This window comes from Enterobacter soli ATCC BAA-2102, assembly GCF_001654845.1.
Lineage (GTDB): Bacteria > Pseudomonadota > Gammaproteobacteria > Enterobacterales > Enterobacteriaceae > Enterobacter > Enterobacter soli.
This window is the reverse complement of the sequence record NZ_LXES01000037.1, coordinates 1-25884: the sequence shown is the minus strand read 5'-3', so window position 1 is coordinate 25884 and position 25884 is coordinate 1. Positions and strand designations below refer to the sequence as shown.

Below are 25884 nucleotides of genomic sequence, written 5' to 3'. Positions count from 1 at the left end.
AAATCACACTCTGCAAGCTTCTAAACTTACTGAGGATCACCCGTTGTCATTCAGAGGATGTGATTATGAAGAAATACCTGACACTCATCGTCATCGCAGGCGCACTGGCTGGAGCATCTTTCTCCGCCTGGTCTGTTGAAACGCTATCACATGGCGATACCGGGCAGTTGCGCCCTTCAGGCACCGTTTCCGTAACAGGTGCAGCCAATCTTGACGACCTGCAAGCGAAACTCGCCGAAAAAGCGCGTGAAGAAGGTGCTAAAGGCATTGTGGTTAATTCTGCTGGCGGTGAAAACCGTATGTACGGTACAGCCACTATCTACAAATAAGCTCCCTCCCGATAAAGAGCTGCATCTGCCCGGCAGATGCGGTTCTCTTTCCCCCCCACCTTGACTGTACGTTTTTTAACCCCATAGTAATCTTATGAGGTACATCCCCTGTACAGGAGTAGGCAATGGCTTCCGGTTGGGCAAATGATGACGCGGTCAACGAACAGATCAACAGTACAATTGAAGATGCTGTCGCGCGCGCTCGCGGTGAGATACCGCAGGGTGAAAGTTTAGAAGAGTGCGCAGAGTGCGGCGCTCCGATTCCTGAGGCACGGCGTAAAGCCATTCCCGGCGTACGGTTATGCATTACCTGTCAACAGGATAAAGATTCGAAAAGTTCATCTTATGCGGGATATAATCGCAGAGGATCGAAAGACAGCCAGTTACGTTGACTTTCATTTACGTAAGATAACCGCGCAAGCGGTTTCCTTTACGCTCACGAAATTTTCCGCCACGCGTAGCAAAATGTGCCCTTCATTCTGGCTCTGTAAAGCGCAGCGACAAGAAGTGTAAATCCCGCTTTTGAATTTATTAATATTCAATAACTTATTTGTCATTCAATTTTTTTGAGCAACGCCGTCAATTCTCTTCGATTTTATCCTCCGCAAAAAAACGTGATACTTATCACATCGACGGAACATCGTCCCCTTAACAGAATAACCTGCGAGAGATTAACTATGAAAACCATCAAATATGCTGTTGCTGCTGTTGCCCTGTCTGCTCTGTCCTTTGGCGCGTTCGCCGCAGAAGCCGTCTCCTCTGCCGAGGCACAGAATATGAATAAAATCGGTGTGGTCAGTGCTGAAGGTGCAACCACTCTGGACGGTCTGGAAGCCAAACTGGCTGCGAAAGCTGAAGCGGCGGGTGCAAGCGGTTATACCATTACTTCCGCAAACACCAACAACAAACTTAGCGGTACTGCGGTTATCTACAAATAACCGAACGGAATTATGCTCCACACTCGCTATACCCTCTGGCGAGTTGCTCCACCCTCATTGACCCTGTTGTTGTTACCCTTGCTTGCCCGTCCGCCACTGGACGGGCTTTTTTTTGTCTAAAATGACTGCTCAACGCGCTCAAGCCCGGCTTCCACCGTTTCAGCTTCACCCGTTGCGAACAGGCAACAGGCCAGTTGCAACTTGATGGAGTGCGGGACGGGGACATTCCCGGCAAGGCATTGTTCAATCCAGTGTGCGGTCGTATGCGGATCTTTCGCTGACGGTAACACGACATCTGAATTCTCTTCACCACGCTCCAGAACGGCACGCATACCTGCTGAATCAATCAGCATAAGCTGCGGACAACGCTGCGGATTGGCGTAAACCTCGCCTTCGGTCCCGTGCATCAACAGCGCCCGTCCACCGATATCCTCAAAGAAGTTAGCGACACGCGTGACATATTCGGGATGCGACACGCTGGAAAGGCGCAGCGCGGCATCTTCCGCAAATGGCGTCGCCAGTTTCGCCAGCGTGTGCGCGCTGTTACGCACGCCCATACGCCAGCGCATATCCAACTGCTTTTCCAGTGGCGGACACAACGCCCGAACCGGGATATACACCGGCTGATGCCCGTCCAGTTTCGCCTGTGCCTGGCCTGCGTGCAGGGTCGGTTCAATGCCCAGCATCTCGAAAATGGTTTCAGTCAGAACGCGGGTTGGATCTTCGCTTACACCATGAACCACCACCGGGAATCCCAGCTTGTGTAACAGAATGGCCAGAAGCGGTGTCAGGTTCGCCTGTTTACGCGCACCGTTATAACTTGGGATGACAATCGGCATAGGCTTTGCCACGGGCGGCGTCAAGCGGAGCGTTTGCGCCTGCATCGCTTCATAAAAGCCACGCATTTCGGCCTCACCTTCACCTTTAATACGCAGCGCTATCAGGATGCCGCCCATTTCAAGCTCCGGTACATCGCCATTCAACATATGTGTATACAGCGCGTGAGCTGTTTCCTGATCCAGGTCGCGGGCATGATTTTTTCCACGCCCTACCTCTTTGATAATTTTGCGATAATCCACGACATTTCTCCTGACAACATCATCTTGTTAACAATATAGCCCTGAAGATGCGCTGGCCGATAGTTTTTTATCAACGCAATCAAGATCCTGATTTTATGGCAGATAATGAAACACAAGGTTTATTTCAATTATTTGTGATTTCTATAGAAGATTCTTAAGCATACCTTTTTTGATTAAATAGTCGCCGAAACGTTAAGAGGGGAACGGTAAAAACGTCCAGATAACGTATTTACCCGAAACACACCAGGATTGATTATGAACAAGGTTGCTTTAGGTTTTTGCATCGCTGCAACGGTGGGATGTTCTGCATCCGCATTTGCGGCAACAAACGGTGAAGGGCAGATTAACTTCACCGGTGAAATTATTGATTCTGCTTGTCAGGTGGTTAATGGATTAAGCGATCCATTAAACGTGCAGTTAGGCAAAGTCTCTAAAACGGTATTTACTGGTGCAGGCTCTACCAGTACACCAACGAAGTTTGACATTCAGTTAAAAGATTGCCCGGAGACAGTGACCACTGCCGCAATTAATTTCGGCGGTACACCAGACGCGAATAACAGCACCACGCTGGCATTAACAGCAGATGCTGATGCAGCAACCGGTGTCGCTATTCAGTTGCTTGATTCGTCAGAACAACCCGTCAGCTTATATACCCCTTCCCGCCAGTATCCGCTGAATGCAGGAAGTACGGTCAACGATCTGGAATTTGCAGCGCGTTATATTCAGACTCAGGCTGCCGTTACGGCAGGCCCTGCTAATTCCGTATCAACTTTCACCGTTATTTATAACTGATATTATCAATCGGAAGATATTAGCTTTTTTACAGAGCTAATATCTTTTATTTATGTTGAGAAATATTCATGCGCCACGGCTATTTGCTAAGCACTCTTTTATTGGTAGCAGCAACAGCACATGCGGGTGTCATTATTAATGGCACCCGCCTGATCTACCAGGGAGATAAAAAGGAATCCTCTCTTGGCCTTTCAAACCCAGATTCAACGGATTATCTGGTACAGTCATGGGTTGATTCTGGCAATAAAAATAATACCGCTGCCCCATTTTTGATCACCCCTCCTCTGTTTCGCCTTAATGCGAAAGAGGATAACGTGCTGCGCGTCGTTCGCACCGGTGGGAATTTACCCGAAGATCGTGAATCACTGTACTGGATGAATATTAAAGCGATTCCTTCATCGAAACACGTCGAGGGGGTGAACACGCTACAGCTCGCCATTAATACACGCATCAAATTAATTTACCGCCCTTCTTCCGTTAAGGGTAAACCCGAAGAGGTTGCGGATAAACTGGAATGGCACCGTGAAGGAAACGACCTGGTCGTCAATAACCCGACACCTTTCTACATGAATTTCCAGAATGTAGCGATTAACGGCCACAAAATCACTAAGGCTACCTGGGCTGTCCCTGAAACCGGGACGCATATTGCTCTACCCGCACATACCGGTGGCAATATTGTTACGTACTCCATTATTACCGACTACGGCAGCATCAGTAAAACCTGGACAAAGTCTGTTCATTAATCTCACGATAAAAAAACATTAAAATAATCATGTACAGCCATAAAAAGCCGTTTCCCTGCAAATTTTTCACACTGCTGACTCTGCTATGTGGTCTGGTAGTGGTGTGTTTTGCACAACACGCGCGGGCTGATGATTATTTTAACCCGGCGCTGCTGGATATTGATAACCCTCTGCAGAGCAAAACCGATTTATCCCTATACGACAAGGGGCCAGGACAGGCCCCCGGTAAATATCAGGTCGCGATCTACATTGATAATAATAAAATCGATACCCGTGAAGTGACGTTCAAATTACAGCAGGAAAAACAGGGAAGCAGTTCGCTTCAGCCGTGTTTTAGCCTCGAAGATTTAAAAAGCCTCGGCATAAAAACAAAAAAATACCCAGAGTTAATGGTAAAGGGAGAATGTGCAGATTTACACGCGATCCCTTCAGCATCGGCATCGTTCCATGTGCGCAATCAACAGTTGATGCTGAGCATTCCACAAACGGCGTTGGGCCAGGTGCCACGCGGCTACATTGACCCAAAAGAGTTCGACGAAGGGATCACCGCAGGCCTGCTCAACTACAGCGCAAACGCCAGCCAGAGCCATTCGCGTATACAAGGCGAGCAGGATAACAGTAACCAGTATATCAACCTGCGCCCCGGTTTTAACATCGGAGCCTGGCGCATTCGCAACTACTCTACCTGGAACCGCAGTACCACGGGCCACGATAAGCAGCAAAAATTCTCCTCCGTCTATACCTACGCCCAGCGCGATATCGTGTCGATGAAAAGCGATCTCACCGTCGGGCAGAGCTCTTCGCCTGCCGATGTGTTCGACAGCGTGCCCTATACCGGGGTGCAAATTAACTCCGACAGCGACATGCTGCCGGATAGCGAAAAAGGCTATGCGCCGATTATTCGCGGTACTGCACACAGTAACGCGCTGGTGATGGTTCGCCAGAACGGCTACGTCATATACCAGAACACCGTCGCACCTGGCGCGTTTGAAATTAACGACCTCTACCCTACCGGCAGCAGCGGCGATTTACAGGTTACGGTAAAAGAGACCGACGGGAGCGAAAGCCATTTTGTGGTGCCCTACGCGTCAGTCCCGGTATTGCAGCGTGAAAAAAACCTTCGCTACAGCGTCACCGCAGGCCGCTACCGCTCATATGACGACAACGTCGAGAAAACACCGTTTGCCCAGGGCAGCGCAATTTACGGTTTACCTTACGGATTCACCGCTTACGGTGGCGTGCAGCAGAGCAGCCATTATCAGTCTCAGGCAGTGGGTATTGGTAAAAACATGGGTGATTTGGGTGCGTTCTCACTCGACGTCACCCGCGCAAAGGCATTGCTGAAAAAACAGCAGTCCAGCAAAGGTCAGTCTATGCGCGTCCGCTACAGCAAAGATTTTGCGGGCTCGGGAACAAACTTTTCCGTAGCGGGCTATCGCTACAACAGCAAAGGGTTCTACACGCTGGAAGACACCATGGAGTCTTATACCCGTGCTGATGACTGGTCGGCACCTCAGCAGCGCCGCAATCGAGAAGAAGCCACAATCGACCAAACGTTGCCAGAAGGCTGGGGCTCCATGACGTTGAGCCTGGTCAAAGAGACTTACTGGAGCCAGAGCCAGGACATGACCTCAATGAGCGTCAGCTACAACAACAGCTGGCACGGCGTGAGTTACAGCCTGAGCTACAGCATGAACAAAAATACTAATGACAGCGATGAAAACGGGGATTCCGTCACCAACGACAACCAGTTTTCCCTGAGCGTATCTGTTCCGCTCGACCACTGGATGCATAACACCTGGGCGACTTACAACCTGAACAATAGCAAAGACGGCACAACGCAGAACATTGGCCTTAACGGCACGGCGCTGGCCGAAGATAACCTGAACTGGAACATCCAGGAAGGGCTTAGCGACACAGGCAGCGGCAGCTCCACCAGCATGAACGCTGACTACAAAGGGACGTATGGCGAACTGAGTGGCGGTGTGAGCCAGGATAAATACCAGCAGACGGTGAACGTGGGTATGCAAGGTGGCGTCATTGCCCATGCCAATGGCATCACTCTGAGCCAGCCTCTCGGTGAAACCATTGCGCTGGTGAAAGCGCCGGGTACACACGGTACGCATATCACCAATCAGACGGGCGTTGAAACAGACTTCCGCGGCTATACCGCAGTGCCATTTGTAACGGCCTACCGCCACAACACCATTGCACTGGATACCGAAACATTGCCAGACGACGCCGACGTTACCCACGCCGCACGGGTGGTAACCCCAACCCGCGGCGCGGTGGTTCGCGCCAGCTTTAACACCCGTGTGGGCAGCAGAGTCTTAATGCTCCTCACGCAAAACGGTAAACCGCTGCCCTTTGGCGCAACGGTGACCACACAAGACAAGGACAGCGAGTTCATTGTTGGCAGCGGCGGCCAGACTTACCTCTCCGGTATGCCTCAGCGCGGAACACTCTCGGTGTCATGGGGTGAAAGCGCCAGTGAACACTGCGTCGCTGAATATGCACTGACGGATGAGAAAGATAAAAACAGCATCATTAACGCTGCCGCGCAGTGTCATTGATTTACCGTGAAGGCTTCAATATGCAGATAATTAAACATTGTTTTTTCTTACTGGTTCTGGGTACCGCGGCGTTGTTTATGCCTCATGCCAAAGCATCGTGCGACACACCCGATCTGCCAAAGCTGATCAACGTCGCCACCATATCGATCTCTACCACGCTGCCAGTAGGCGCGACCATTCCAGGGACTGAACAAACCGTGCATATTGCAGGTAACTGCTACGGTACAAACAATTATGGACTGCCCATTGTCTCTTGTTATTACGGTACGGGTGGGGAGATCCCAGGGCTTTCTGGCGTATATGAAACAGGTGTCGAGGGCGTTGGCGTTGCGTTGATGAACGATAAAGGCCAGCGTATAACCGGTGCAGGCGGCGTTTACTGCAACTCAAGCAGCACGCCACTGGGGTATATTTCTCAGGATGTGAGTCAGTCATTTGATTTTAACGTAACGCTAGAGTTGGTTAAGACGAGCGATACCGTCAAGTCTGGAGCGCTCTCGCAGGCACAAACAAAGTTTGGTATTGGTGTTTATGAACATGAGGGAATTGGTAACCCTAATACCATTTCCTACTCAGGAAACGTTAATGTCCAGACAGTGACTTGCTCCGTTTCACCTAAAAACCTCACCGTTGAACTAGGCGATTTCCCGCTCAGCGATTTTATTGGTGTGGGCACACTTTCTTCACCCGCTCAGAGTTTTAACGTCACCGTCAATTGCAATACCACTGTACAACCCGAAGTAAAGATCGTCAGCGCTAACGGGTATGAATCGGGGTTTGAGGGCGTGATCAAATTAACTCAGCAAACCGGGATGGCGACAGGTGTCGGCGTGAGAATGCTATTCGACGACAATATCGCCACCTTCGATCAATACCTCACGACCAAAAGCGAGGCCGTGGCAAACCAAACGCTGGATATCCCATTCCAGGTTCGCTATCAGCAGACAAGCGACGAGGTCACCCCCGGGCCTGCCAACACCGTTGCTACTATCACTCTGGCTTATAAGTAATCATTATGAAAAAAATCATACTTTTCGTTGCAATGGGCGTGATGGCACAGGCCAATGCGGATGATATCCAGGTTCAGATGGTCGGTAATATCTATGCGAACACGTGCGTTATCGACAGCGCCAGCAAAAACCTCACTGTCGATCTCGGTCAGGCTGCGTCCAGCAATTTCAAGGATGTGGGGGATACGGGTGAATGGAAAGACTTTTCACTCAGTGTCTCGCATTGCCCAAAAACCCTGACCCTGGCAACAGCCTTTTTCTACGGCCAGGCAGACAGCGTACATCCAACAAAATTTGCCAATGTCGGCAGCGCCAAAGGGCTTGCGCTGGAGTTAGCCGATCGCCAGGACAAGATACTTATCGCGCCTCAAGCCAGTTTTAGTGCCCTGATTAACCCATCCGCTCACACAGCCACTTTCCCGTTGGCTGCACGCTACTACGCCACCTCCATGCCGGTGAGCGCGGGTACGTTCAGCAGCCTCGTGCAGGTGACATTCACTTACCAGTAGGACCGCGCCCCTTAGCACGGAGGCTTTTCCTGCGCCCGGTAGTTTGTTTAACCGGGCGTTTTTTTACTTCGGGGACATCAGGCTGGTCGATGGGGAATATCGGCAGCGCGTTCAGCAAGCGTTGGCCGTAATTCTTCGTTAATAAGCGCTTATCATAAATCACCACCTCGCCCCAGCAACCGTGGCTACGGATTAGACGCCCCACCTGCTGAATCAAATTAAACGACGCCGCAGGCAAGCTTTGCACTTCAAATGGATAACGATTAAGGCTTTTTAGCCATTCACCTTCGGTGATCACCACCGGGCTATCAATAGGCGGGAAGGCGATTTTATGGATATGCACCTGCGTCAAATAATCGCCCTTCAAATCCAGCCCTTCTGCAAAGGACTGCAATCCAACCAGCACGCTGCGCTCACCGTTGTCGATGCGTTTACGGTGCAGTTCCACCAGCCGATAGCGCGGCTGATCGCCCTGAACCAGCAGCAGTAAACGCAGATCGGTAACATGTTCCAGAAAGCGCTGCATCGCTCGCCCACTGGCAAACAGCACCAGCATCCCGGGGTATTTTTTGCTTTCTACCTGCTCACGGAAATAGGCGGCCATTTCGGCAATATGCTGCTCTTCGTTGTCGATAAGCGGTTCGTACTTCATGCGTGGGATCACCAGTTTTCCCTGCTCGCAGTGGTTAAACGGCGAGTCCAGTGCCACGAAGCGATCGCCCGCTTTCTCTTTCAGGCCGCTCATCTCCTGCAAGCGCGAAAAACTGTTCAGGGAACGCAGAGTGGCAGACGTCACCACCACATGCGGCACACTGCGCCAGATAAGCTTTTCCAGCTGATCGGCCACGCGGATACCCACACAGTGGAAAAACAAATGTACCTGGCCGTCTTTCACTTCACGGGTAGCCCATTTGGTGACCGGTGCGCCTGAGGCCTGCACCATCGAGGCCAGCCGCCACAACTTGCTTTGCGCTTCAAACATCCCCAGCGCACGGTTCATCTGGAGCAGAACACGATGTAACCGCACCACATCATGCGTGCCGGTTTTCTCACTGAGATCGTTTAAAAACATCTCCGCCAGCCCGCGTAATTTTTCAAGGTGCTTCGCCAGCTGCTGACAAATCTCCATCACTTCATCCGGGAGTTCGCCCATCGCAAAGCGGTGTTCAGCCTCCTGCGTTGCCGGAAGCCAGAGATTGAGGATGTTATTGAGTGAGGCTATAAGGCTATAAACCTCTTCGCAGTGCTCGCTCAGACGCTCAGGCACTGCCAGCGGTGGCGTGGTTTTCGGGCGGAACTGCTCCATGCAGGTCGCCACCAGTTTGCAGAACAGATCCAGCTGCAAGCGAAACCACGGTGCGGTAATTTCAGCGCTCATTTCCAGCGCATCGCGCGCCACGTCAGGCAGGTGGTGGCCTTCATCCAGCACCAATAGCAGGTTTTTCGGCTCTGGCAATACCGCTTCGCTTTCAAGTGCGGCCATCACCAGCGCGTGATTAGCCACCACCACTTCTGCCTCCTGAATTTCACGGCGTGCGACAAAAAACGGACATTCGCGGTAGTAGTGGCAGTTACGGTTCAGGCAGCTGGCTTTATCGGTACTGAGCCGGCGCCACAGATCATCGCCAATGGCCTGATCGGTGTGATCGCGCAGGCCATCCCACTTATAGCTATCCAGAGAAACTTTTAGCTTCGCGCACTGATCCTGCTCGGCTTTGTTGTTTGGCGTCAGCTCGTCATCCAGAAATGCGAGCAGATCCTGCTGCGTGGGTTCACTGCTGGCGAGCGCCGCCAGGTTACGCGGGCAGACATAACGCCCACGCCCAAATGCTGCCGTAAAGCGCAGGTCCGGGATAATTTTGCGCAGCAGCGGTAAATCTTTGCTGTAGATCTGATCCTGCAACGCCACGTTGGCGGTACTGACCACCAGCGTTTTTTGTTCTTCACGGGCGATGGCAATGCCGGGGATCAGATACGACAGGGTTTTCCCGACCCCCGTGGGGGCTTCAATCGCCAGATGTCGCCCGTCGTCCCCGGCGAGCGTTTTTGCCACGTCAGCAATCATCTGCCGCTGCGGCGCTCGGGGGATAAAGTCGGGGATCTGCTGTTGTAACGCCTTATACCAGGCGCCAATTTGCGCTTTTAGCGCAGCGGTTAAAGCCATCGGAAAACCTGAAATACTGTATAAACAGCCACTATTGTGGCACTTTCTTTTCGTTGTCGCAAAAAGAAAAGCCCGGCTTTACGGCCGGGCTTCCAGATTACTGCGGGTTAGCCGGTTTGCGCGGGCGACGGCGACGTTGCCCTTCTCCTGCCGGTTTCCCTTCGCCGCTGCGCCACGGGTTTTCACCCGCCGGTTTCGCATCGTTGTTACGGCGTGGAGGTTTACCTGATTTCGGTGCTCCACCTTCAGAGCGACGCGGCTGCTGACCACGACCGCCGCCACCCTGACCACGACCACCGCCCTGGCGACCGTTCTGAATCGGCTCGGCTTTAATGGACGGATCCACTTCGTAGCCCGGGGTTTCGATGCGTGGGATCTCTTTTTTCAGCAGACGTTCGATGTCGCGCAACAATTTGTGCTCATCAACGCAGACCAGAGACAGCGCTTCACCGGTTGCCGCCGCACGACCGGTACGGCCGATACGGTGAACGTAATCTTCCGGCACGTTTGGCAGCTCGTAGTTCACCACGTGCGGCAGCTCTTCAATGTCCAGACCGCGCGCGGCAATGTCAGTTGCCACCAGCACACGAATATCGCCAGATTTAAAATCTGCCAGCGCACGGGTACGCGCACCCTGGCTCTTATTACCGTGGATCGCGGCGCTGCGAATGCCGTCTTTATTCAGCTGTTCCGCCAGGTGGTTGGCACCGTGTTTGGTACGGGTGAAGACCAGCACCTGCTGCCAGTTGCCCTGGCCAATCATCTGGGAGAGCAGTTCCCGCTTACGTTTTTTATCAACGAAATGCACATGCTGGGTCACCTGCTCGGACGCCGTGTTACGGCGCGCCACTTCCACTTCCAGTGGGTTATGCAGCAGCTTCTCGGCAAGGGCTTTAATCTCGTCGGAGAAGGTCGCAGAGAATAGCAGGTTCTGGCGACGCGGCGGCAGCTTAGCCAGCACGCGACGAATATCATGAATGAAGCCCATGTCCAGCATCCGGTCAGCTTCATCCAGCACGAGGATTTCGATGCTATCGAGCTTCACCGCGTTCTGGTGTTCCAGATCCAGCAGACGGCCCGGCGTTGCCACCAGCACGTCTACGCCGCCGCGCAGTTTCATCATCTGCGGGTTGATGCTGACCCCGCCAAAGACCACCAGCGAGCGGATGTTGAGATAGCGGCTGTACTCACGCACGTTCTCACCAATCTGTGCGGCCAGCTCACGGGTTGGCGTGAGGATCAGGGCGCGTACCGGGCGACGACCTTTTGCGTGCGGCTGGTTTTTTACCAGCAGCTCAAGGAGCGGCAGGGTAAAGCCTGCGGTTTTGCCGGTACCGGTCTGGGCGCTGGCCATCAGGTCGCGGCCTTGCAGTACGGCAGGGATCGCCTGCGTCTGAATTGGGGTAGGCTCAACGTAGCCCTGCTCTGCAATCGCGCGCAGAATTTCCGGGTTCAGGCCAAGGGAATCAAAAGACATAAAAACTCCGAACCGCCCCGACCATCACAGGTGTAGTTTTCAGGGAGATATAACGAATATGAGAGGACAAAAACCACAATGTCGCGAAGCGCTCGAGTGTAGCAGCTTTTGTGACGTGGCGCATAAAATATCCCTCTGTGATTCATCGACGAAATATTTCCCGCATAAGAGGGCAACTGGACAAATTAGTGAACCAGGCATAATCTTAATCAATCGATTGATTAATTTTAAATACCGCTATGAATACAACCCCGACAACAACCAAAGGCGAACAGGCCAAAAGCCAGCTTATCGCCGCCGCGCTGGCACAGTTTGGCGAGTATGGACTTCATGCCACCACGCGCGATATCGCCGCGCAAGCCGGACAAAACATAGCGGCCATTACCTACTATTTTGGCTCAAAAGAGGATTTGTACCTCGCCTGTGCGCAATGGATCGCTGATTTTATCGGCGCGAATTTTCGCCCACACGTTGATGAAGCCACGGCGCTGTTCAGCCAGTCGTCGCCCGACCGTGCCGCCATCCGCCAGCTTATTCTCAACGCCTGCCATAATATGATCCGCCTGCTGACGCACGACGATACGTTGAACCTGAGTAAGTTTATCTCACGCGAGCAACTCTCGCCTTCCGCTGCCTACCAGTTGGTTCACGATCAGGTGATTTCCCCGATGCACACTCACCTGACCCGGCTCATTGCGGCCTATACCGGGCGCGATGCCAGCGATACCGAAACCATTTTGCATACCCATGCCCTGCTGGGCGAAGTGCTGGCTTTTCGCCTGGGTCGGGAAACCATTTTGTTACGCACCGGCTGGACACAATTTGATGAGGATAAAGCTGCGCAGATTAGCCAGGTGATCACCTGTCACCTTGATCTGATCCTGCAAGGCTTAACGCTAAGGAGCCTGAAGTCATGAAAAAACCTGTCGCCATCATTCTGGTGGTCGTTATTCTGCTTGCTGCGGGGATCGGTGGCTGGCTGTGGTATCAGAGCCGACAAGACAACGGCCTGACGCTGTACGGCAACGTCGATATTCGAACGGTGAACATGAGTTTCCGTGTTGGCGGCCGCCTGGCTTCCCTCTCTGTTGACGAAGGTGACACCATTAAAACCGGGCAGACGTTAGGCGTGCTGGACACCGCGCCTTACGAGAACGCGCTGATGCAGGCAAAAGCGGGCGTTTCCGTCGCCCAGGCACAGTATGACCTGATGCTGGCAGGCTATCGCGATGAAGAAATTGCCCAGGCCGCGGCGGCAGTTAAACAGGCGCAGGCAGCCTATGACTATGCGCAGAACTTCTACGCCCGTCAGCAGGGGCTGTGGAAAAGCCGCACCATTTCCGCCAACGACCTGGAAAATGCCCGTTCTTCCCGCGACCAGGCGCAGGCAACGCTTAAATCCGCGCAGGATAAATTAAGCCAGTACCACACCGGTAATCGCCCGCAGGATATCGCCCAGGCCAAAGCCAGCCTCGAACAGGCGCAGGCGCAGCTGGCTCAGGCACAACTGGATCTGCATGACACCACGCTGGTTGCTCCCTCTGACGGTACATTAATGACCCGCGCCGTGGAGCCGGGCAGCATGTTAAGCGCAGGCAGCACCGTCCTGACCCTGTCGCTGACGCGCCCGGTATGGGTGCGCGCCTATATTGACGAACCTAACCTCAACAAGGTTCAGCCTGGGCGTGAACTTCTGCTTTATACCGATGGTCGCCCTGACAAGCCTTACCACGGCAAGGTGGGCTTTGTGTCGCCGACTGCCGAGTTCACGCCGAAAACCGTTGAAACGCCAGACCTGCGTACTGACCTGGTCTATCGTCTGCGCATCGTCGTGACTGACGCTGACGATTCCCTGCGTCAGGGGATGCCGGTTACCGTGAAATTCACCGACGGGGAACGACATGAATGATGCGGTTATCCAACTCGACAACCTGGTAAAACGCTTCGCGGGCATGGATAAACCCGCCGTCGCGCCGCTGAACTGTACGCTGCAAAAAGGCTATGTTACGGGGCTAGTTGGCCCCGATGGCGCGGGCAAAACCACGCTGATGCGGATGCTCGCCGGGTTGCTCAAACCTGATGACGGACGTGTAAGCGTACTTGGGCTTGATCCCGTCCAGGACGACAGCGCCCTGCACGCCATGCTGGGCTATATGCCGCAGAAATTTGGTCTGTATGAAGATCTGACGGTGATGGAAAACCTGAATCTGTACGCCGATTTGCGCAGTGTGACCGGAGAGACGCGGCAAAAAACTTTCGCCCGCCTGCTGGAATTTACCTCGCTCGGGCCGTTTACGGAGCGCCTCGCGGGTAAGTTATCCGGTGGGATGAAGCAAAAACTCGGTCTGGCCTGCACGCTGGTTGGCGAGCCAAAAGTGCTACTTCTTGATGAACCTGGCGTGGGTGTGGATCCCATCTCGCGCCGTGAGTTGTGGCAAATGGTGCACGAGCTGGCAGGCGACGGGATGCTGATCCTCTGGAGCACCTCTTATCTCGACGAAGCGGAACAGTGTCGCGATGTATTGCTGATGAACGAAGGTGAGCTGCTTTATCAGGGTGAGCCAACAACGCTCACGCAAAGCATGGCCGGGCGCAGCTTCCTGCTGCACAGCCCGCAGGAGTCCAACCGCAAGCTTCTCCAGCGAGTGTTAAAACTGCCGCAGGTCAGTGACGGGATGATTCAGGGACGATCCGTGCGGGTCATTCTCAAAAAAGAATCCACGCCGGACGATATTCGTCAGGCTCAGGGAATGCCGCAGGTTGAGATTGAAGAGACCGCCCCGCGTTTTGAAGATGCGTTTATCGACCTGCTGGGCGGCGCGGGGACATCAGAATCTCCACTGGGGGCGATTCTGCACACCGTTGAGGGCACACCAGGCGAAACGGTGATTGAAGCCAAATCCCTGACCAAAAAGTTTGGTGATTTTGCCGCCACCGATAACGTTAATTTCGCGGTAAAACGCGGCGAGATCTTTGGCTTGCTGGGGCCAAACGGCGCGGGGAAATCCACCACCTTTAAAATGATGTGCGGCCTGCTGGTGCCGACCTCTGGTAAAGCGCTGGTTCTGGATATGGATCTGAAAGTGAGTTCCGGGAAAGCGCGGCAACATCTCGGCTATATGGCGCAAAAATTCTCGTTATACGGCAACCTGACCGTTGAACAGAACTTACGCTTTTTCTCCGGGGTTTACGGTCTGCGCGGGCGGGCGCAAAACGAAAAAATCAGCCGCATGAGCGACGCGTTTAGCCTGACGAATATTGCCTCTCACGCCACAGACGACCTGCCGCTCGGCTTCAAGCAGCGTCTGGCGCTGGCCTGTTCGCTGATGCATGAGCCCGACATCCTGTTTCTCGATGAGCCAACCTCTGGGGTTGACCCCCTCACCCGCCGCGAGTTCTGGCTGCATATCAACAGCATGGTGGAAAAAGGCGTGACCGTCATGGTAACCACGCACTTTATGGATGAAGCGGAATATTGCGATCGCATCGGGCTGGTGTATCGCGGCAAATTGATCGCCCACGGCACGCCGGATGACCTGAAAAGCCAGGCCGCCGACGATAAGCAACCGGACCCGACAATGGAGCAGGCGTTTATCACGCTCATTCACGACTGGGATAAGGAGCACGCCAATGCGTCATAACGCGATTTCATGGCGCCGGGTGCGGGCGTTATGCATCAAAGAAACCCGCCAGATCGTACGCGATCCCAGCAGCTGGCTGATTGCGGTGGTGATCCCACTGCTGCTGCTGTTTATCTTTGGCTACGGGATAAACCTCGACTCCAGCAAGCTGCGGGTGGGGATTTTGCTGGAACAGCACAGCGAAGAGGCGCTGGATTTCACCCACGCCATGACCGGCTCGCCTTACATTGACGCTACCATCAGCGACGATCGCCAGGCGTTGATCCAGAAAATGCAGGCCGGGAAAATTCGCGGCCTGGTGGTGATCCCGGTGGATTTCGCCGCCAACATGGCTCGTGCGAATACCGACGCGCCGATTCAGGTCATTACTGATGGTAGCGAGCCTAACACCGCTAACTTTGTGCAGGGCTATGTCGAAGGCATCTGGCAGCTCTGGCAGATGCAGCGGGCGGAAGACAGAGGGGAAACCTTCGAACCGCTGATCGACGTACAGACCCGCTACTGGTTTAACCCTGCCGCCATCAGCCAGCATTTTATTATTCCAGGTGCGGTGACCATCATCATGACCGTGATTGGGGCGATCCTCACGTCGCTGGTGATCGCCCGCGAGTGGGAGCGCGGCACGATGGAGGCACTGCTCTCCACCGAGGTCACGCGGGTAGAGCTGCTGCTCTGTAAGCTTATCCCCTACTACTTCCTCGGAATGCTGGCCATGCTGCTCTGTATGCTGGTGTCGGTGTTCATTCTGGGAGTGCCTTATCGCGGTTCGCTGGTGCTGCTGTTCTTTATCACTAGTCTGTTTTTACTGAGCACCCTGGGTATGGGGCTGCTGATTTCAACCATCACCCGTAATCAGTTTAACGCCGCGCAGGTCGCGCTGAACGCCGCGTTTTTACCGTCGATCATGCTGTCGGGCTTTATCTTCCAGATAGACAGTATGCCGGCCGTGATCCGTGCGGTGACCTATATCATTCCGGCGCGTTACTTCGTCAGTACGCTGCAAAGCCTGTTCCTGGCCGGGAACATTCCGGTGGTGCTGGTTATTAACATCCTTTTTTTGATGGCGTCAGCGGTGATGTTTATCGGGCTGACGTGGGTAAAAACCAAACGGCGACTGGATTAAGGAGCGAGCATGTTTCACCGTTTATGGACATTGATCCGCAAAGAGCTGCAATCGCTGCTGCGCGAACCGCAAACTCGCGCCATTTTGATCCTGCCTGTGCTTATCCAGGTTTTTCTGTTTCCGTTTGCCGCAACGCTTGAGGTGACGAACGCCACCATTGCCATCTACAACGAAGACAGCGGCAAACACTCCGTGGAGCTAACCCAGCGTTTTGCCCGGGCGAAAGCCTTTACCCACATTCTGCTGCTGAAAAGCCCCCAGGAGATCCAGCCCACCATCGACACGCAAAAAGCGCTGCTGCTGGTGCGTTTCCCGGCCGATTTTTCCCGCAACCTGGATACCTGGCAGACTGCGCCGATGCAGCTGATTCTGGACGGACGTAACTCGAACAGCGCGCAAATTGCCGCAAATTACCTGCAACAGGTGGTGAAGGACTACCAGCAGGAGCTGATGGAGGGCAAAACCAAGCCCAACAACAGCCAGCTGGTGGTGCGTAACTGGTATAACCCGAATCTGGATTACAAATGGTTTGTGGTGCCATCGCTTATCGCCATGATCACCACCATCGGCGTGATGATCGTGACGTCGTTGTCGGTCGCCCGTGAACGCGAGCAAGGCACACTCGATCAGCTGCTGGTGTCCCCGCTGGCCACCTGGCAGATTTTTGTCGGTAAAGCCGTTCCGGCGCTGATTGTTGCTACCTTCCAGGCAACTATTGTGCTGGGCGTGGGGATCTGGGCGTATCAAATTCCCTTCGCCGGATCGCTGGCCCTGTTTTACTTCACTATGGTGATTTACGGCCTGTCGCTGGTGGGATTTGGTCTGTTGATTTCCGCACTGTGCTCCACGCAACAGCAGGCGTTTATCGGGGTATTCGTCTTTATGATGCCGGCGATTTTGCTTTCAGGGTATGTATCACCTGTCGAGAACATGCCGGTGTGGTTGCAGGATCTGACATGGATTAACCCTATCCGGCACTTTACGGATATCACCAAGCAAATTTATCTCAAGGATGCGAGTCTGGAGATTATCTGGGGAAGTTTGTGGCCGCTATTGGTTATAGCGGCCACGACGGGCTCAGTGGCGTACGCGATGTTTAGACGAAACATTGCGTAACTTTTTCTCTTTAGTCAGCAACGAGACAACCGCAGGCCCTGCAAGAATTGCCAGACCCGCCAGGGCCAGCAGCAGGTTGTTTTGCAGCACACGCGACAACAGCCAAAGCACAATCATTGCGGCACCAAAATACCAGGTGGTGGTGAGCTCTTCGAGCACATCACCCACCTCGCGCCAGCGCGCTTCATGGTGGCGCTGCAAAAACAGCATCGACAGTACGGTGACACCGTAAAGAACACATAACCCTAAGCCGACACGCACCAGCGCGCCGCTCATCCAGCCCATCACCAGTACGGCCACGACCAGTAAATGCAACATTATCTGCCAGCAACTGAGGCCAGTTGCGACACGAACACGTTGTTGCCACTTCATGGCTTCTCTCCTGAAGAACATTTCTCTGCTAATTCAGACTACCGCACTTTACGGAAAATTCCGTAACACCGCATCTTTTTGTGACGCCTACTACACTTTATTTTCATCAGGATAGTCACCCTGGAAGGTGTTTATGACGCATAAAACGCAGCATTTATCGCTTAAAGTGCTGACAATTAACATTCACAAAGGATTCACAGCATTTAACCGCCGCTTCATGTTACCGGAGCTGCGCGACGCTGTACGCACCGTCAGCGCGGACATCGTCTGCCTACAGGAGGTGATGGGTGCCCATGACGTGCACCCAATGCATGTCGAAAACTGGCCCGACACGCCACACTACGAATTTCTGGCGGATACGATGTGGAGTGATTATGCCTACGGGCGTAACGCAGTTTACCCGGAAGGCCACCACGGCAACGCGGTGCTATCGCGTTTCCCGATTGAATATTACGAAAACCGCGACGTTTCCGTGGGCGAAAGCGAAAAACGCGGTCTGCTTTACTGCCGCATTACACCACCCAGACTGGACTTTCCCGTTCACGTTGGCTGCGTGCATCTCGGCCTGCGTGAAGCGCATCGTCAGGCGCAGCTAAAGATGCTGGCAGAATGGAGCAATGCCCTACCGGAAGATGAGCCGGTGGTGGTGGCGGGTGATTTTAACGACTGGCGGCAGCGGGCCAACCACCCGTTGAAGGTGGATGCCGGGCTGGAAGAGATTTTTACCCGCGCCAATGGCCGCCCCGCGCGAACGTTCCCGGTGCGCTTTCCCCTGCTGCGACTTGACCGCATCTACGTGAAAAATGCCCACGCCAGCAGCCCGACCGCCCTGGCGTTACTCAACTGGCGCCATCTTTCCGACCACGCCCCGCTGAGCGCGGAGATCCACTTATGAGATGCTCATGGCAGGAAGGAAACCGCATCACGCTGCTGGAAAATGGCGATAACTATTATCCTGCGGTGTTCAAGGCCATTGACCGTGCACAGCAGAAAGTGATCCTCGAAACCTTTATCTGGTTCGAGGACGAAGTGGGGAAACAGTTACACAGCGTGCTGCTGCGCGCCGCCCTGCGCGGCATCAAAATCGAAGTGCTGCTCGACGGCTACGGCTCTCCGGATCTGAGCGACGAATTCGTCAATGAACTCACGTCGGCTGGCGTGATATTCCGCTACTACGATCCCGGCTCGCGTCTGTTTGGTATGCGCACTAATCTTTTCCGCCGTATGCACCGCAAAATTGTGGTGGTCGATGAAACGGTAGCCTTTGTCGGCGGCATTAATTATTCCGCCGAACATATGTCTGACTATGGCCCGGAGGCCAAACAGGATTACGCGATCCGTATCGAAGGCCCGGTGGTTCAGGACATCTTACTGTTCGAACTGGAAAATCTGCCGGGTAAAGAGGCTGTGCGACGCTGGTGGAAGCGCCACCATCGCCCGGAAGAAAACCGCAAACCCGGCGAAGCGCAGGCGCTGTTTGTCTGGCGGGATAACGGCGAACACCGGAACGATATTGAGCGTCATTATCTGAAGATGCTGGCGAACGCGAAGCGCGAGGTGATTATTGCCAACGCCTACTTCTTCCCTGGCTACCGCCTGTTGCACGCCATGCGCAATGCGGCGCGTCGCGGCGTGCGGGTGAAACTGATTGTACAGGGCGAGCCCGATATGCCGATTGTCAAAGTCGGCGCGCGTCTGCTGTATAACTATCTGGTGAAAGGCGGCGTGCAGATTTACGAATACCGCCGCCGACCACTGCATGGAAAGGTCGCACTGATGGACGATCACTGGGCGACCGTCGGCTCCAGTAATCTCGATCCGCTGAGCCTGTCGCTCAATCTGGAAGCCAATCTGATCGTCCACGATCGCCAGTTCAACCAGACCCTGCGCGATAACCTTCAGGGGCTAATCGTTAACGACTGCGTGCAAGTGGATGAGTCTATGGTGCCGAAACGTACCTGGTGGAACCTCGGCATCAGTGTGGTGGTGTTCCACTTCCTGCGCCATTTCCCGGCCATGGTCGGCTGGTTGCCCGCACACACACCTAAACTTGCGCTGGTCAACCCGCCGGTGCAGCCTGAAATGGAAACACAGGATCGCGTTGAAGTGGAAGATGGAGGAAAAACCTGATGTCACACTCCCATCCTCGCTGGCGCCTGGCCAAGAAAATCCTCACCTGGCTTTTCTTTATCGCCGTCGTGGTGCTGTTAGTGGTGTACGCCCGGACAGTCGACTGGGAAGAGGTGTGGAAGGTTATCCGCAACTACAACCGCATGGTACTGCTGGGCGCGTCTGGACTGGTGATTGTCAGTTACCTGATTTACGGCTGTTACGACCTGCTGGGGCGAAAGTACTGCGGCCATAAACTGGCGAAACGGCAGGTGATGCTGGTGTCGTTTATTTGCTATGCCTTCAACCTGACGCTCAGCACCTGGGTGGGCGGCATCGGGATGCGTTACCGCCTCTACTCCCGGCTTGGGCTGCCTGGCAGTACCATCACGCGTATTTTTTCCCTGAGTATTACCACAAACTGGCTGGGCTATATCCTGCTGGGCGGCGTTATTTTCACCGCAGGCGTGGTGCAACTGCCCACACACTGGTACATCGATGAAACTACGCTGCGCATTTTAGGCAGTGTGCTGTTGCTGATTATCGCGCTTTATATGTGGGCCTGTGCGTTTTCACGCCGCCGCCACATGACCATAAAAGGCCAAAAGCTGGTGCTGCCCTCCTGGCGATTTGCCGCCATACAGTTAGTGGTATCAGGCGCCAACTGGATGGTGATGGGGGTGATCATCTGGCTACTGATGGGCGAGGATGTGAACTATTTCTTCGTGCTGGGTGTGCTGCTGGTGAGCAGTATCGCGGGTGTAATTGTCCATATCCCGGCAGGAATTGGCGTGCTGGAAGCGGTGTTTATCGCCCTGCTTGCCGGGGAGCATGTCTCTCAGGGAACCATTATCGCCGCCCTGCTCGCGTACCGTATGCTCTATTACTTCCTGCCGCTGGCGCTGGCAACGATCTGTTATTTGCTGCTGGAGAGCCGGGCGAAAAAGCTTAGAGCGAAGAATGAGAAGGCGATGGCGAAATAAAAGCAAAACGGCAACCTTGTTGCCGTTTTTTGTGTTTGTTCCCTCTCCCGTGGGAGAGGGTCAGGGTGAGGGCATCAGGCCGCACCAACCCTAGCGACGGTTGCCCAGAATACGCAGCAGCATCAAGAACAGGTTGATAAAGTCCAGATACAGCGTCAGCGCGCCAAGGATGGAGTATTTACGCAACGTTGAGCTATCGCGCACGTCAATCTGCTCGCCGATGTTTTTCAGTTTCTGCGTGTCATAGGCCGTCAGCCCGACAAAGACAATCACCCCAATGTAGGTCACTGCCCACATCAGCGCTTCGCTCTTGAGCCACAGGTTCACCAGCGATGCCAGCACGATCCCAATCAGCGCCATAAACAGCATACTGCCAAAACCGCTCAAATCGCGCTTTGTGGTGTAACCGTACAGGCTCATCGCACCGAACATCCCGCCGGTCACGACAAACGTACTGGCGATGGAGGAATAGGTGTAAACGATGAAAATACTCGAAAGCGTTAACCCGGTCAGCGCCGAGTACAGCATAAACAGCGTGGTCGCCATGCCAGCACTGAGCTTTTGCACCATGCCAGAAAGGACGAACACCAGCGCCAGTTGGGCAATGATCAAGCCAAAGAAGGTGATTTTGCTGGAAAAGATAAACATCATCAGATCAGGTGTATTTGCGGCGTACCACGCGATAAACGCGGTCAGCAGCAGGCCGACTGTCATCCAGCCGTACACCTGGGCCATATACGTTTGCAGCCCGGTTCGGGTCTGCTGCACTATCGAATCGGAACGCGGAAATCGGTCCATGATTCACTCCTGATTAAGATTAAGTAGACACACGTTTTAAGACTAACACATCTACGTCAACCGACTACCAACGACCAGCAGCTTGTTTATCGCTGTCACGCGATTCCACCCACCGCTCACCTTCTGGCGTTGCTTCACGCTTCCAGAATGGCGCTTTGGTTTTGAGGTAGTCCATAATAAATTCGCCCGCCGCAAACGCACTGCTGCGATGCGCACTGGTGACGCCTACGAACACGATCTCTTCACCCGGCCACATTTCGCCGATGCGGTGGATAACCGTGACGCGCCCGAGCGGCCAGCGCCCGCGCGCCTCGTCCACGATCTCCGCCAGCGATTTTTCGGTCATGCCTGGATAGTGTTCCAGCGTGAGCGCTTTTACGCTGTCGCCAAGATTGTGGTTACGCACTTTACCGGTGAAGGTGACCACCGCGCCATCTTCGTCGCGCTCCGCCAGCCAGCTGTATTCTGTACCGACACTGAAGCGGTCGTGACCTACCAGAATTCGGGTTTCAGCCATTTCAGCCTCCTGTTACCGGCGGGAAGAACGCCACTTCGTCACCGGCCTTCAGCGGATGGTTAAAATCCACCAGAGTCTGATTAACAGCTGCCAGCAATTTACCTTCATCCAGCGCCAGCGCCCAGCGGTCGCTTTGTTCTGCCAGATGCGCACGCAGTGCGGCAACGTTATCGAATGAAGTATCCAGGGTCAGGCTATCGGTGTTGACCAGCTCGCGGACCTGAGCAAAAAAGAGCACTTTAATCATGGCTGTCCACCTTAAAATCGCCAGATTTTCCACCGCTTTTTGCCAGCAGACGAACCGGGCCAATCACCATATCTTTTTGCACGGCTTTGCACATATCGTAGATAGTCAACGCGGCGACAGAGGCCGCCGTCAGCGCTTCCATCTCGACGCCGGTTTTCCCGGTTAAACGACACAGCGATTCGATTCGTACGCGGTTATGTTCCGGCTGGGCCAGCAGGTTTACCTCAACCTTGCTGAGCATCAACGGGTGGCACAGTGGGATCAAATCCCAGGTCCGTTTCGCGGCCTGGATACCGGCAATGCGCGCGGTTGCAAACACATCGCCCTTGTGGTGGCTGCCATCGATAATCATCGCCAGGGTTTCAGGCAACATGGTCACGAAAGCTTCAGCACGTGCTTCACGCACCGTGTCGGCTTTGGCAGACACATCCACCATATGCGCTTCGCCAGCGGCGTTAATGTGGGTCAATTGCGACATAACTTATTTCTTTAAATGGGGATGGAAATTACACGGGCGGGTACGGGCATCGAGCTGCGGCGCGATGATGTTCTCCCACGCAGTACGACACGCTTTGGTGGAGCCTGGCATGGCAAAGATCAGCGTTTTGTTCGCCACCCCCGCCACCGCGCGGGACTGCAAGGTTGAGGTGCCAATCTCTTCAAATGAGAGCATCCGAAACACTTCGCCAAAACCTTCCACTTCGCGATCGAACAGGGGAATCAACGCTTCGGGAGCCTGATCTCCTGCGGTAAAACCGGTCCCGCCAGTAATCAGCACCACCTGCACGTCATCGCCAGCGATCCACTGGGAAACCTGGGCGCGGATAGCATAGCGGTTCTCTTTAACAATCGCTTTATCCACAATATGGTGCCCGGCTTCGTGTGCCGCATCGCGCAGCCAGCGGCCAGAGGTATCATCCTCTTCACCACGGCGTTCAGAAACGGTAAGAATAGCGATACGTGTCGGGATAAATTCTGCGCTTACCTGACTCATCTTCTGGTTCCTTCTTAAGACTGATTACCCGCCAATGTATGACAGGTTCTGAGTAATTCCGGTATTGCCCTGATGCAGGAAGTGGGTCTGTTTTTTATGCGTCAGCGCTTCGGAAATGCGCGCTTCAAGCGCGTCCTGTTGAGCATCGTCTGCCAGCAAGTCACGAAGGTCTACGCCGCCGTCCCCAAACAGGCATAAGTGCAACTTGCCCACGGACGAGACGCGCAGGCGATTGCAGCTGGCGCAGAAGTCTTTCTCGTACGGCATGATAAGCCCGATTTCCCCTTCGTAATCAGGGTGACAAAAGACCTGCGCCGGGCCGTCGCTGCGCTGGCGGATCTGGTGGATCCATCCGCGTTTCAGCAGCTCGTCGCGCAGCACCATGCCGGAGATGTGATGACGACGGAACAGCTCGCTGCCCTCGCCGGTTTCCATCAGCTCAATAAAACGCAATTGAATGCGGCGTGATTTGATCCACGCCAGGAAGGTGTCCAGTTGATGATGGTTAACATCGCGCATCAGTACCGTATTGACTTTCACCTTCTCGAAACCGGCAGCAAACGCCGCATCAATGCCGTCCATCACCTGCCGGAATTTATCCTGGCCGGTAATGGCGTGGAACTGGCGGGCATCAAGGCTATCGACGCTGACGTTAATCGCCGTCAGGCCAGCGTCACGCCAGTTCGCCACATCCCGCGCCATGCGATACCCATTGGTGGTTACCGCAATTTGACGGATACGGTCGTTTTCGCGCACCGCAGCGATAATGTCGGGAAAGTCGCGACGCAGAGAAGGTTCTCCCCCGGTCAGGCGCACTTTTTCGGTGCCGAGTTCAGTGAACGCACGCGTGACGCGGCGCACTTCATCCACGGAGAGAAAGCCGTTATTGGTGGTGCTGCCAGGTTTGTAACCGTCAGGCAGGCAGTAGGTGCAACGGAAATTGCACACATCGGTAATCGACAGACGTAAGTAGAAGAACTTACGCGCGAAAGCATCAGTAAGTTGTGAAGCCATGTACACCTTTCCAGATACGGGAGGCACAGTCATTTCTTTCTGTACCCTGGTGGCAAATCCGCCACGGCCAGAGCGCCATATCTTTCGACACAGGCACAAAGGCTAGAGTGTATGTTTTCAAATTCGAAAACGTGGTTAAGGCGATAGTAGCGCGGAAATCATCTCTTCGCCATTATCGCTTTTCGCTATATAATTATATATATAGCGACCTGATCGTGCATTTTCGTAACAGAATACGCAAAAACAGGACTTTCGCATTGATATACGTCATTTTGCACCGGGTGAAGCATCGTCTTTTAGGGGTAGTTAGGTTACTGTTACGCTGTTCGAACGTGATAAGGAATAGGTATGCGCAATCGCACTTTTGCGGATCTTGACCGGGTAGTCGCTCTTGGCGGAGGCCACGGTCTGGGGCGAGTGATGTCTTCACTTTCCTCTCTTGGGTCCAGGCTCACAGGGATAGTCACCACCACCGATAATGGCGGTTCTACAGGGCGCATTCGTCGTTCGGAAGGCGGTATTGCATGGGGCGATATGCGTAACTGTTTAAATCAGTTAATTACCGAACCGAGCGTAGCATCTGCGATGTTTGAGTACCGTTTTGCCGGTAATGGCGAACTTTCTGGCCATAACCTCGGAAACCTGATGTTAAAGGCGCTGGATCACCTGAGCGTGCGCCCTCTTGAGGCCATCAATTTAATACGTAATCTGCTTAAAGTAGATGCGTTCCTGATTCCGATGTCTGAACATCCGGTCGACTTGATGGCAATTGATGTGGAAGGCCATGAAGTTTACGGCGAAGTGAATATTGACCAGCTGACCCTGCCGCCAAAAGAGCTTATGACATATCCGGCCGTGCCCGCGACGCGCGAAGCCGTTGATGCTATCGGCGAAGCGGATTTGATCCTGATTGGGCCGGGCAGTTTTTATACCAGCCTGATGCCCATTCTGCTGGTCAAAGAGCTGGCCCAGGCGCTGCGCAGAACCCCTGCACCGGTTGTCTATATCGGTAATTTAGGGCGTGAACTGAGCCCGGCGGCGGCAAGCCTGACGCTTGCGGATAAGCTCGGCATCATGGAGCAGTACGTCGGGAAAAAAATCATCGATGCGGTGGTGGTCGGGCCGAAAGCGGATGTGTCAGGAATTAGTGCCCGCGTGGTGGTGCAGGAGCCGCTGGAAGCCAGTGATATTCAGTATCGCCACGATCGCCATCTGCTGCGCGAAGCGCTGGAAAAGGCGATTCAGGCGCTGGGTTAAGGTTTTGTTTCCGTGCGGTCTGGTGCCCTCACCCCGGCCCTCTCCCACAGGGTTGAGGGATCCCCACAAAAAATACGAGCACGGACAGCTCCCTCTCCC

Annotated in this window: 27 protein-coding genes and 1 riboswitch; of the genes, 17 read left to right on the top strand and 10 right to left on the bottom strand. The window is 54.0% G+C overall.

Going from position 1 to position 25884, the window contains the following annotated elements:
* Positions 1-65: 65 nt before the first annotated feature.
* The 3 genes from mcbA (at position 66) to ybiJ (ending at position 1267) form a co-directional block, all read left to right on the top strand.
* The gene (mcbA, locus tag M987_RS12435) at positions 66-329 is read left to right on the top strand and encodes a DUF1471 family periplasmic protein McbA (RefSeq protein ID WP_014069451.1); all 264 of its coding nucleotides are present in this window, start codon (positions 66-68) and stop codon (positions 327-329) included.
* Between the two features lie 125 nt (positions 330-454).
* Positions 455-721, top strand: a complete 267-nt coding sequence (locus M987_RS12430; RefSeq protein ID WP_014069450.1) for a DksA/TraR family C4-type zinc finger protein — start codon at positions 455-457, stop codon at positions 719-721.
* Between the two features lie 285 nt (positions 722-1006).
* Positions 1007-1267: a DUF1471 family protein YbiJ gene (gene ybiJ / locus M987_RS12425; RefSeq protein WP_014069449.1), complete on the top strand. Its 261-nt coding sequence runs from the start codon at positions 1007-1009 to the stop codon at positions 1265-1267.
* A gap of 116 nt (positions 1268-1383) precedes the next feature.
* Here the strand turns inward: ybiJ and ybiB are convergent, their stop codons facing one another.
* Entirely contained in the window at positions 1384-2346 is a 963-nt protein-coding gene (gene ybiB / locus M987_RS12420; RefSeq protein ID WP_014069448.1) for a DNA-binding protein YbiB, read from the bottom strand.
* A 255-nt stretch (positions 2347-2601) separates the two neighbouring features.
* Here ybiB and M987_RS12415 point away from each other — a divergent pair, with 255 nt between their 5' ends.
* From M987_RS12415 to M987_RS12395, 5 genes are all read left to right on the top strand, one after another.
* On the top strand, positions 2602-3138 hold the full coding sequence (locus M987_RS12415; protein WP_014069447.1) for a fimbrial protein: 537 nt from the start codon (positions 2602-2604) through the stop codon (positions 3136-3138).
* A gap of 68 nt (positions 3139-3206) precedes the next feature.
* Complete coding sequence (locus tag M987_RS12410) at positions 3207-3881, top strand: fimbrial biogenesis chaperone (RefSeq protein WP_014069446.1); 675 nt, start codon at positions 3207-3209, stop codon at positions 3879-3881.
* Between the two features lie 29 nt (positions 3882-3910).
* Positions 3911-6454, top strand: coding sequence for a fimbria/pilus outer membrane usher protein (locus M987_RS12405; protein WP_074392833.1), 2544 nt, complete (start codon positions 3911-3913; stop codon positions 6452-6454).
* 20 nt (positions 6455-6474) lie between these two features.
* Positions 6475-7464 (top strand): fimbrial protein, encoded by a 990-nt coding sequence (locus M987_RS12400; protein WP_014069445.1) that lies wholly within the window; start codon positions 6475-6477, stop codon positions 7462-7464.
* A gap of 5 nt (positions 7465-7469) precedes the next feature.
* Positions 7470-7973, top strand: a complete 504-nt coding sequence (locus tag M987_RS12395; protein WP_014069444.1) for a fimbrial protein — start codon at positions 7470-7472, stop codon at positions 7971-7973.
* Here the strand turns inward: M987_RS12395 and dinG are convergent.
* Positions 7960-10137 carry an ATP-dependent DNA helicase DinG gene (gene dinG / locus M987_RS12390; protein WP_014069443.1) on the bottom strand — a complete coding sequence of 726 codons (2178 nt, stop codon included), beginning with the start codon at positions 10135-10137 and terminating at the stop codon, positions 7960-7962. The genes M987_RS12395 and dinG overlap by 14 nt on opposite strands.
* A gap of 97 nt (positions 10138-10234) precedes the next feature.
* Complete coding sequence (gene rhlE / locus M987_RS12385) at positions 10235-11614, bottom strand: ATP-dependent RNA helicase RhlE (RefSeq protein WP_014069442.1); 1380 nt, start codon at positions 11612-11614, stop codon at positions 10235-10237.
* 239 nt (positions 11615-11853) lie between these two features.
* Between rhlE and cecR the strand changes: the two genes are divergently transcribed.
* Genes cecR through M987_RS12360 form a run of 5 tightly spaced genes read left to right on the top strand, consistent with a single transcriptional unit; the run spans position 11854 to position 17494 of the window.
* On the top strand, positions 11854-12531 hold the full coding sequence (cecR, locus tag M987_RS12380) for a transcriptional regulator CecR (RefSeq protein ID WP_014069440.1): 678 nt from the start codon (positions 11854-11856) through the stop codon (positions 12529-12531).
* Positions 12528-13523 carry a secretion protein HlyD gene (gene hlyD / locus M987_RS12375; protein ID WP_014069439.1) on the top strand — a complete coding sequence of 332 codons (996 nt, stop codon included), beginning with the start codon at positions 12528-12530 and terminating at the stop codon, positions 13521-13523. Before cecR ends, hlyD begins: the two co-directional genes overlap by 4 nt.
* The gene (locus tag M987_RS12370) at positions 13516-15255 is read left to right on the top strand and encodes an ATP-binding cassette domain-containing protein (protein WP_014069438.1); all 1740 of its coding nucleotides are present in this window, start codon (positions 13516-13518) and stop codon (positions 15253-15255) included. The genes hlyD and M987_RS12370 overlap by 8 nt, the downstream gene beginning before the upstream one ends.
* A complete protein-coding gene (locus M987_RS12365) occupies positions 15245-16378 on the top strand; it encodes an ABC transporter permease (RefSeq protein ID WP_014069437.1) in 1134 nt (377 codons plus the stop codon). The genes M987_RS12370 and M987_RS12365 overlap by 11 nt, the downstream gene beginning before the upstream one ends.
* Positions 16379-16387: 9 nt before the next feature.
* Positions 16388-17494 (top strand): ABC transporter permease, encoded by a 1107-nt coding sequence (locus M987_RS12360; RefSeq protein WP_014069436.1) that lies wholly within the window; start codon positions 16388-16390, stop codon positions 17492-17494.
* Here M987_RS12360 and M987_RS12355 read toward each other — a convergent pair.
* A complete protein-coding gene (locus tag M987_RS12355; protein WP_014069435.1) occupies positions 17456-17866 on the bottom strand; it encodes a YbhQ family protein in 411 nt (136 codons plus the stop codon). The two genes, M987_RS12360 and M987_RS12355, sit on opposite strands and share 39 nt — an antisense overlap.
* 133 nt (positions 17867-17999) lie before the next feature.
* On the opposite strand from M987_RS12355, the gene M987_RS12350 reads away from it, so the two are divergent.
* The 3 genes from M987_RS12350 to M987_RS12340 are packed head-to-tail and all read left to right on the top strand — an operon-like array spanning position 18000 to position 20958.
* Entirely contained in the window at positions 18000-18761 is a 762-nt protein-coding gene (locus tag M987_RS12350; protein ID WP_014069434.1) for an endonuclease/exonuclease/phosphatase family protein, read from the top strand.
* The gene (clsB, locus tag M987_RS12345; protein WP_014069433.1) at positions 18758-19996 is read left to right on the top strand and encodes a cardiolipin synthase ClsB; all 1239 of its coding nucleotides are present in this window, start codon (positions 18758-18760) and stop codon (positions 19994-19996) included. Before M987_RS12350 ends, clsB begins: the two co-directional genes overlap by 4 nt.
* Positions 19996-20958, top strand: a complete 963-nt coding sequence (locus M987_RS12340; protein WP_014069432.1) for a lysylphosphatidylglycerol synthase transmembrane domain-containing protein — start codon at positions 19996-19998, stop codon at positions 20956-20958. The genes clsB and M987_RS12340 overlap by 1 nt, the downstream gene beginning before the upstream one ends.
* A 90-nt stretch (positions 20959-21048) precedes the next feature.
* Here M987_RS12340 and M987_RS12335 read toward each other — a convergent pair whose 3' ends face one another.
* From M987_RS12335 to moaA, 6 genes are all read right to left on the bottom strand, one after another.
* A complete protein-coding gene (locus tag M987_RS12335) occupies positions 21049-21756 on the bottom strand; it encodes a Bax inhibitor-1/YccA family protein (RefSeq protein WP_014069431.1) in 708 nt (235 codons plus the stop codon).
* A gap of 64 nt (positions 21757-21820) precedes the next feature.
* Positions 21821-22273: a molybdopterin synthase catalytic subunit MoaE gene (gene moaE / locus M987_RS12330; protein ID WP_014069430.1), complete on the bottom strand. Its 453-nt coding sequence runs from the start codon at positions 22271-22273 to the stop codon at positions 21821-21823.
* A gap of 1 nt (position 22274) precedes the next feature.
* Positions 22275-22520 (bottom strand): molybdopterin synthase sulfur carrier subunit, encoded by a 246-nt coding sequence (gene moaD / locus M987_RS12325; protein WP_014069429.1) that lies wholly within the window; start codon positions 22518-22520, stop codon positions 22275-22277.
* Positions 22513-22998, bottom strand: a complete 486-nt coding sequence (gene moaC, locus M987_RS12320) for a cyclic pyranopterin monophosphate synthase MoaC (RefSeq protein WP_014069428.1) — start codon at positions 22996-22998, stop codon at positions 22513-22515. The genes moaD and moaC overlap by 8 nt, the downstream gene beginning before the upstream one ends.
* 3 nt (positions 22999-23001) lie before the next feature.
* On the bottom strand, positions 23002-23514 hold the full coding sequence (gene moaB, locus M987_RS12315; protein ID WP_014069427.1) for a molybdenum cofactor biosynthesis protein B: 513 nt from the start codon (positions 23512-23514) through the stop codon (positions 23002-23004).
* Positions 23515-23538: 24 nt separating this feature from the next.
* Positions 23539-24528, bottom strand: a complete 990-nt coding sequence (gene moaA / locus M987_RS12310) for a GTP 3',8-cyclase MoaA (RefSeq protein ID WP_014069426.1) — start codon at positions 24526-24528, stop codon at positions 23539-23541.
* A riboswitch (molybdenum cofactor riboswitch) is annotated at positions 24516-24650 on the bottom strand. Its footprint overlaps the gene before it by 13 nt.
* A gap of 226 nt (positions 24651-24876) precedes the next feature.
* Between moaA and yvcK the strand changes: the two genes are divergently transcribed.
* Entirely contained in the window at positions 24877-25785 is a 909-nt protein-coding gene (yvcK, locus tag M987_RS12305; RefSeq protein WP_014069425.1) for a uridine diphosphate-N-acetylglucosamine-binding protein YvcK, read from the top strand.
* Positions 25786-25884 lie beyond the last annotated feature (99 nt).

Bases quoted from the DNA above. Each gene is read 5' to 3' on its own strand.
- M987_RS12400 (WP_014069445.1), top strand. From the start codon at position 6,475: ATGCAGATAATTAAACATTGTTTTTTCTTACTGGTTCTGGGTACCGCG.
- M987_RS12365 (WP_014069437.1), top strand. From the start codon at position 15,245: ATGCGTCATAACGCGATTTCATGGCGCCGGGTGCGGGCGTTATGCATC.
- M987_RS12405 (WP_074392833.1), top strand. From the start codon at position 3,911: ATGTACAGCCATAAAAAGCCGTTTCCCTGCAAATTTTTCACACTGCTG.
- moaA (WP_014069426.1), bottom strand. From the start codon at position 24,528: ATGGCTTCACAACTTACTGATGCTTTCGCGCGTAAGTTCTTCTACTTA.
- mcbA (WP_014069451.1), top strand. From the start codon at position 66: ATGAAGAAATACCTGACACTCATCGTCATCGCAGGCGCACTGGCTGGA.
- dinG (WP_014069443.1), bottom strand. From the start codon at position 10,137: ATGGCTTTAACCGCTGCGCTAAAAGCGCAAATTGGCGCCTGGTATAAG.
- M987_RS12340 (WP_014069432.1), top strand. From the start codon at position 19,996: ATGTCACACTCCCATCCTCGCTGGCGCCTGGCCAAGAAAATCCTCACC.
- M987_RS12355 (WP_014069435.1), bottom strand. From the start codon at position 17,866: ATGAAGTGGCAACAACGTGTTCGTGTCGCAACTGGCCTCAGTTGCTGG.
- M987_RS12370 (WP_014069438.1), top strand. From the start codon at position 13,516: ATGAATGATGCGGTTATCCAACTCGACAACCTGGTAAAACGCTTCGCG.
- moaE (WP_014069430.1), bottom strand. From the start codon at position 22,273: ATGGCTGAAACCCGAATTCTGGTAGGTCACGACCGCTTCAGTGTCGGT.
- moaC (WP_014069428.1), bottom strand. From the start codon at position 22,998: ATGTCGCAATTGACCCACATTAACGCCGCTGGCGAAGCGCATATGGTG.
- ybiJ (WP_014069449.1), top strand. From the start codon at position 1,007: ATGAAAACCATCAAATATGCTGTTGCTGCTGTTGCCCTGTCTGCTCTG.
- rhlE (WP_014069442.1), bottom strand. From the start codon at position 11,614: ATGTCTTTTGATTCCCTTGGCCTGAACCCGGAAATTCTGCGCGCGATT.
- moaB (WP_014069427.1), bottom strand. From the start codon at position 23,514: ATGAGTCAGGTAAGCGCAGAATTTATCCCGACACGTATCGCTATTCTT.
- M987_RS12415 (WP_014069447.1), top strand. From the start codon at position 2,602: ATGAACAAGGTTGCTTTAGGTTTTTGCATCGCTGCAACGGTGGGATGT.
- yvcK (WP_014069425.1), top strand. From the start codon at position 24,877: ATGCGCAATCGCACTTTTGCGGATCTTGACCGGGTAGTCGCTCTTGGC.
- M987_RS12360 (WP_014069436.1), top strand. From the start codon at position 16,388: ATGTTTCACCGTTTATGGACATTGATCCGCAAAGAGCTGCAATCGCTG.
- M987_RS12410 (WP_014069446.1), top strand. From the start codon at position 3,207: ATGCGCCACGGCTATTTGCTAAGCACTCTTTTATTGGTAGCAGCAACA.
- cecR (WP_014069440.1), top strand. From the start codon at position 11,854: ATGAATACAACCCCGACAACAACCAAAGGCGAACAGGCCAAAAGCCAG.
- M987_RS12335 (WP_014069431.1), bottom strand. From the start codon at position 21,756: ATGGACCGATTTCCGCGTTCCGATTCGATAGTGCAGCAGACCCGAACC.
- M987_RS12395 (WP_014069444.1), top strand. From the start codon at position 7,470: ATGAAAAAAATCATACTTTTCGTTGCAATGGGCGTGATGGCACAGGCC.
- hlyD (WP_014069439.1), top strand. From the start codon at position 12,528: ATGAAAAAACCTGTCGCCATCATTCTGGTGGTCGTTATTCTGCTTGCT.
- moaD (WP_014069429.1), bottom strand. From the start codon at position 22,520: ATGATTAAAGTGCTCTTTTTTGCTCAGGTCCGCGAGCTGGTCAACACC.
- M987_RS12350 (WP_014069434.1), top strand. From the start codon at position 18,000: ATGACGCATAAAACGCAGCATTTATCGCTTAAAGTGCTGACAATTAAC.
- M987_RS12430 (WP_014069450.1), top strand. From the start codon at position 455: ATGGCTTCCGGTTGGGCAAATGATGACGCGGTCAACGAACAGATCAAC.
- clsB (WP_014069433.1), top strand. From the start codon at position 18,758: ATGAGATGCTCATGGCAGGAAGGAAACCGCATCACGCTGCTGGAAAAT.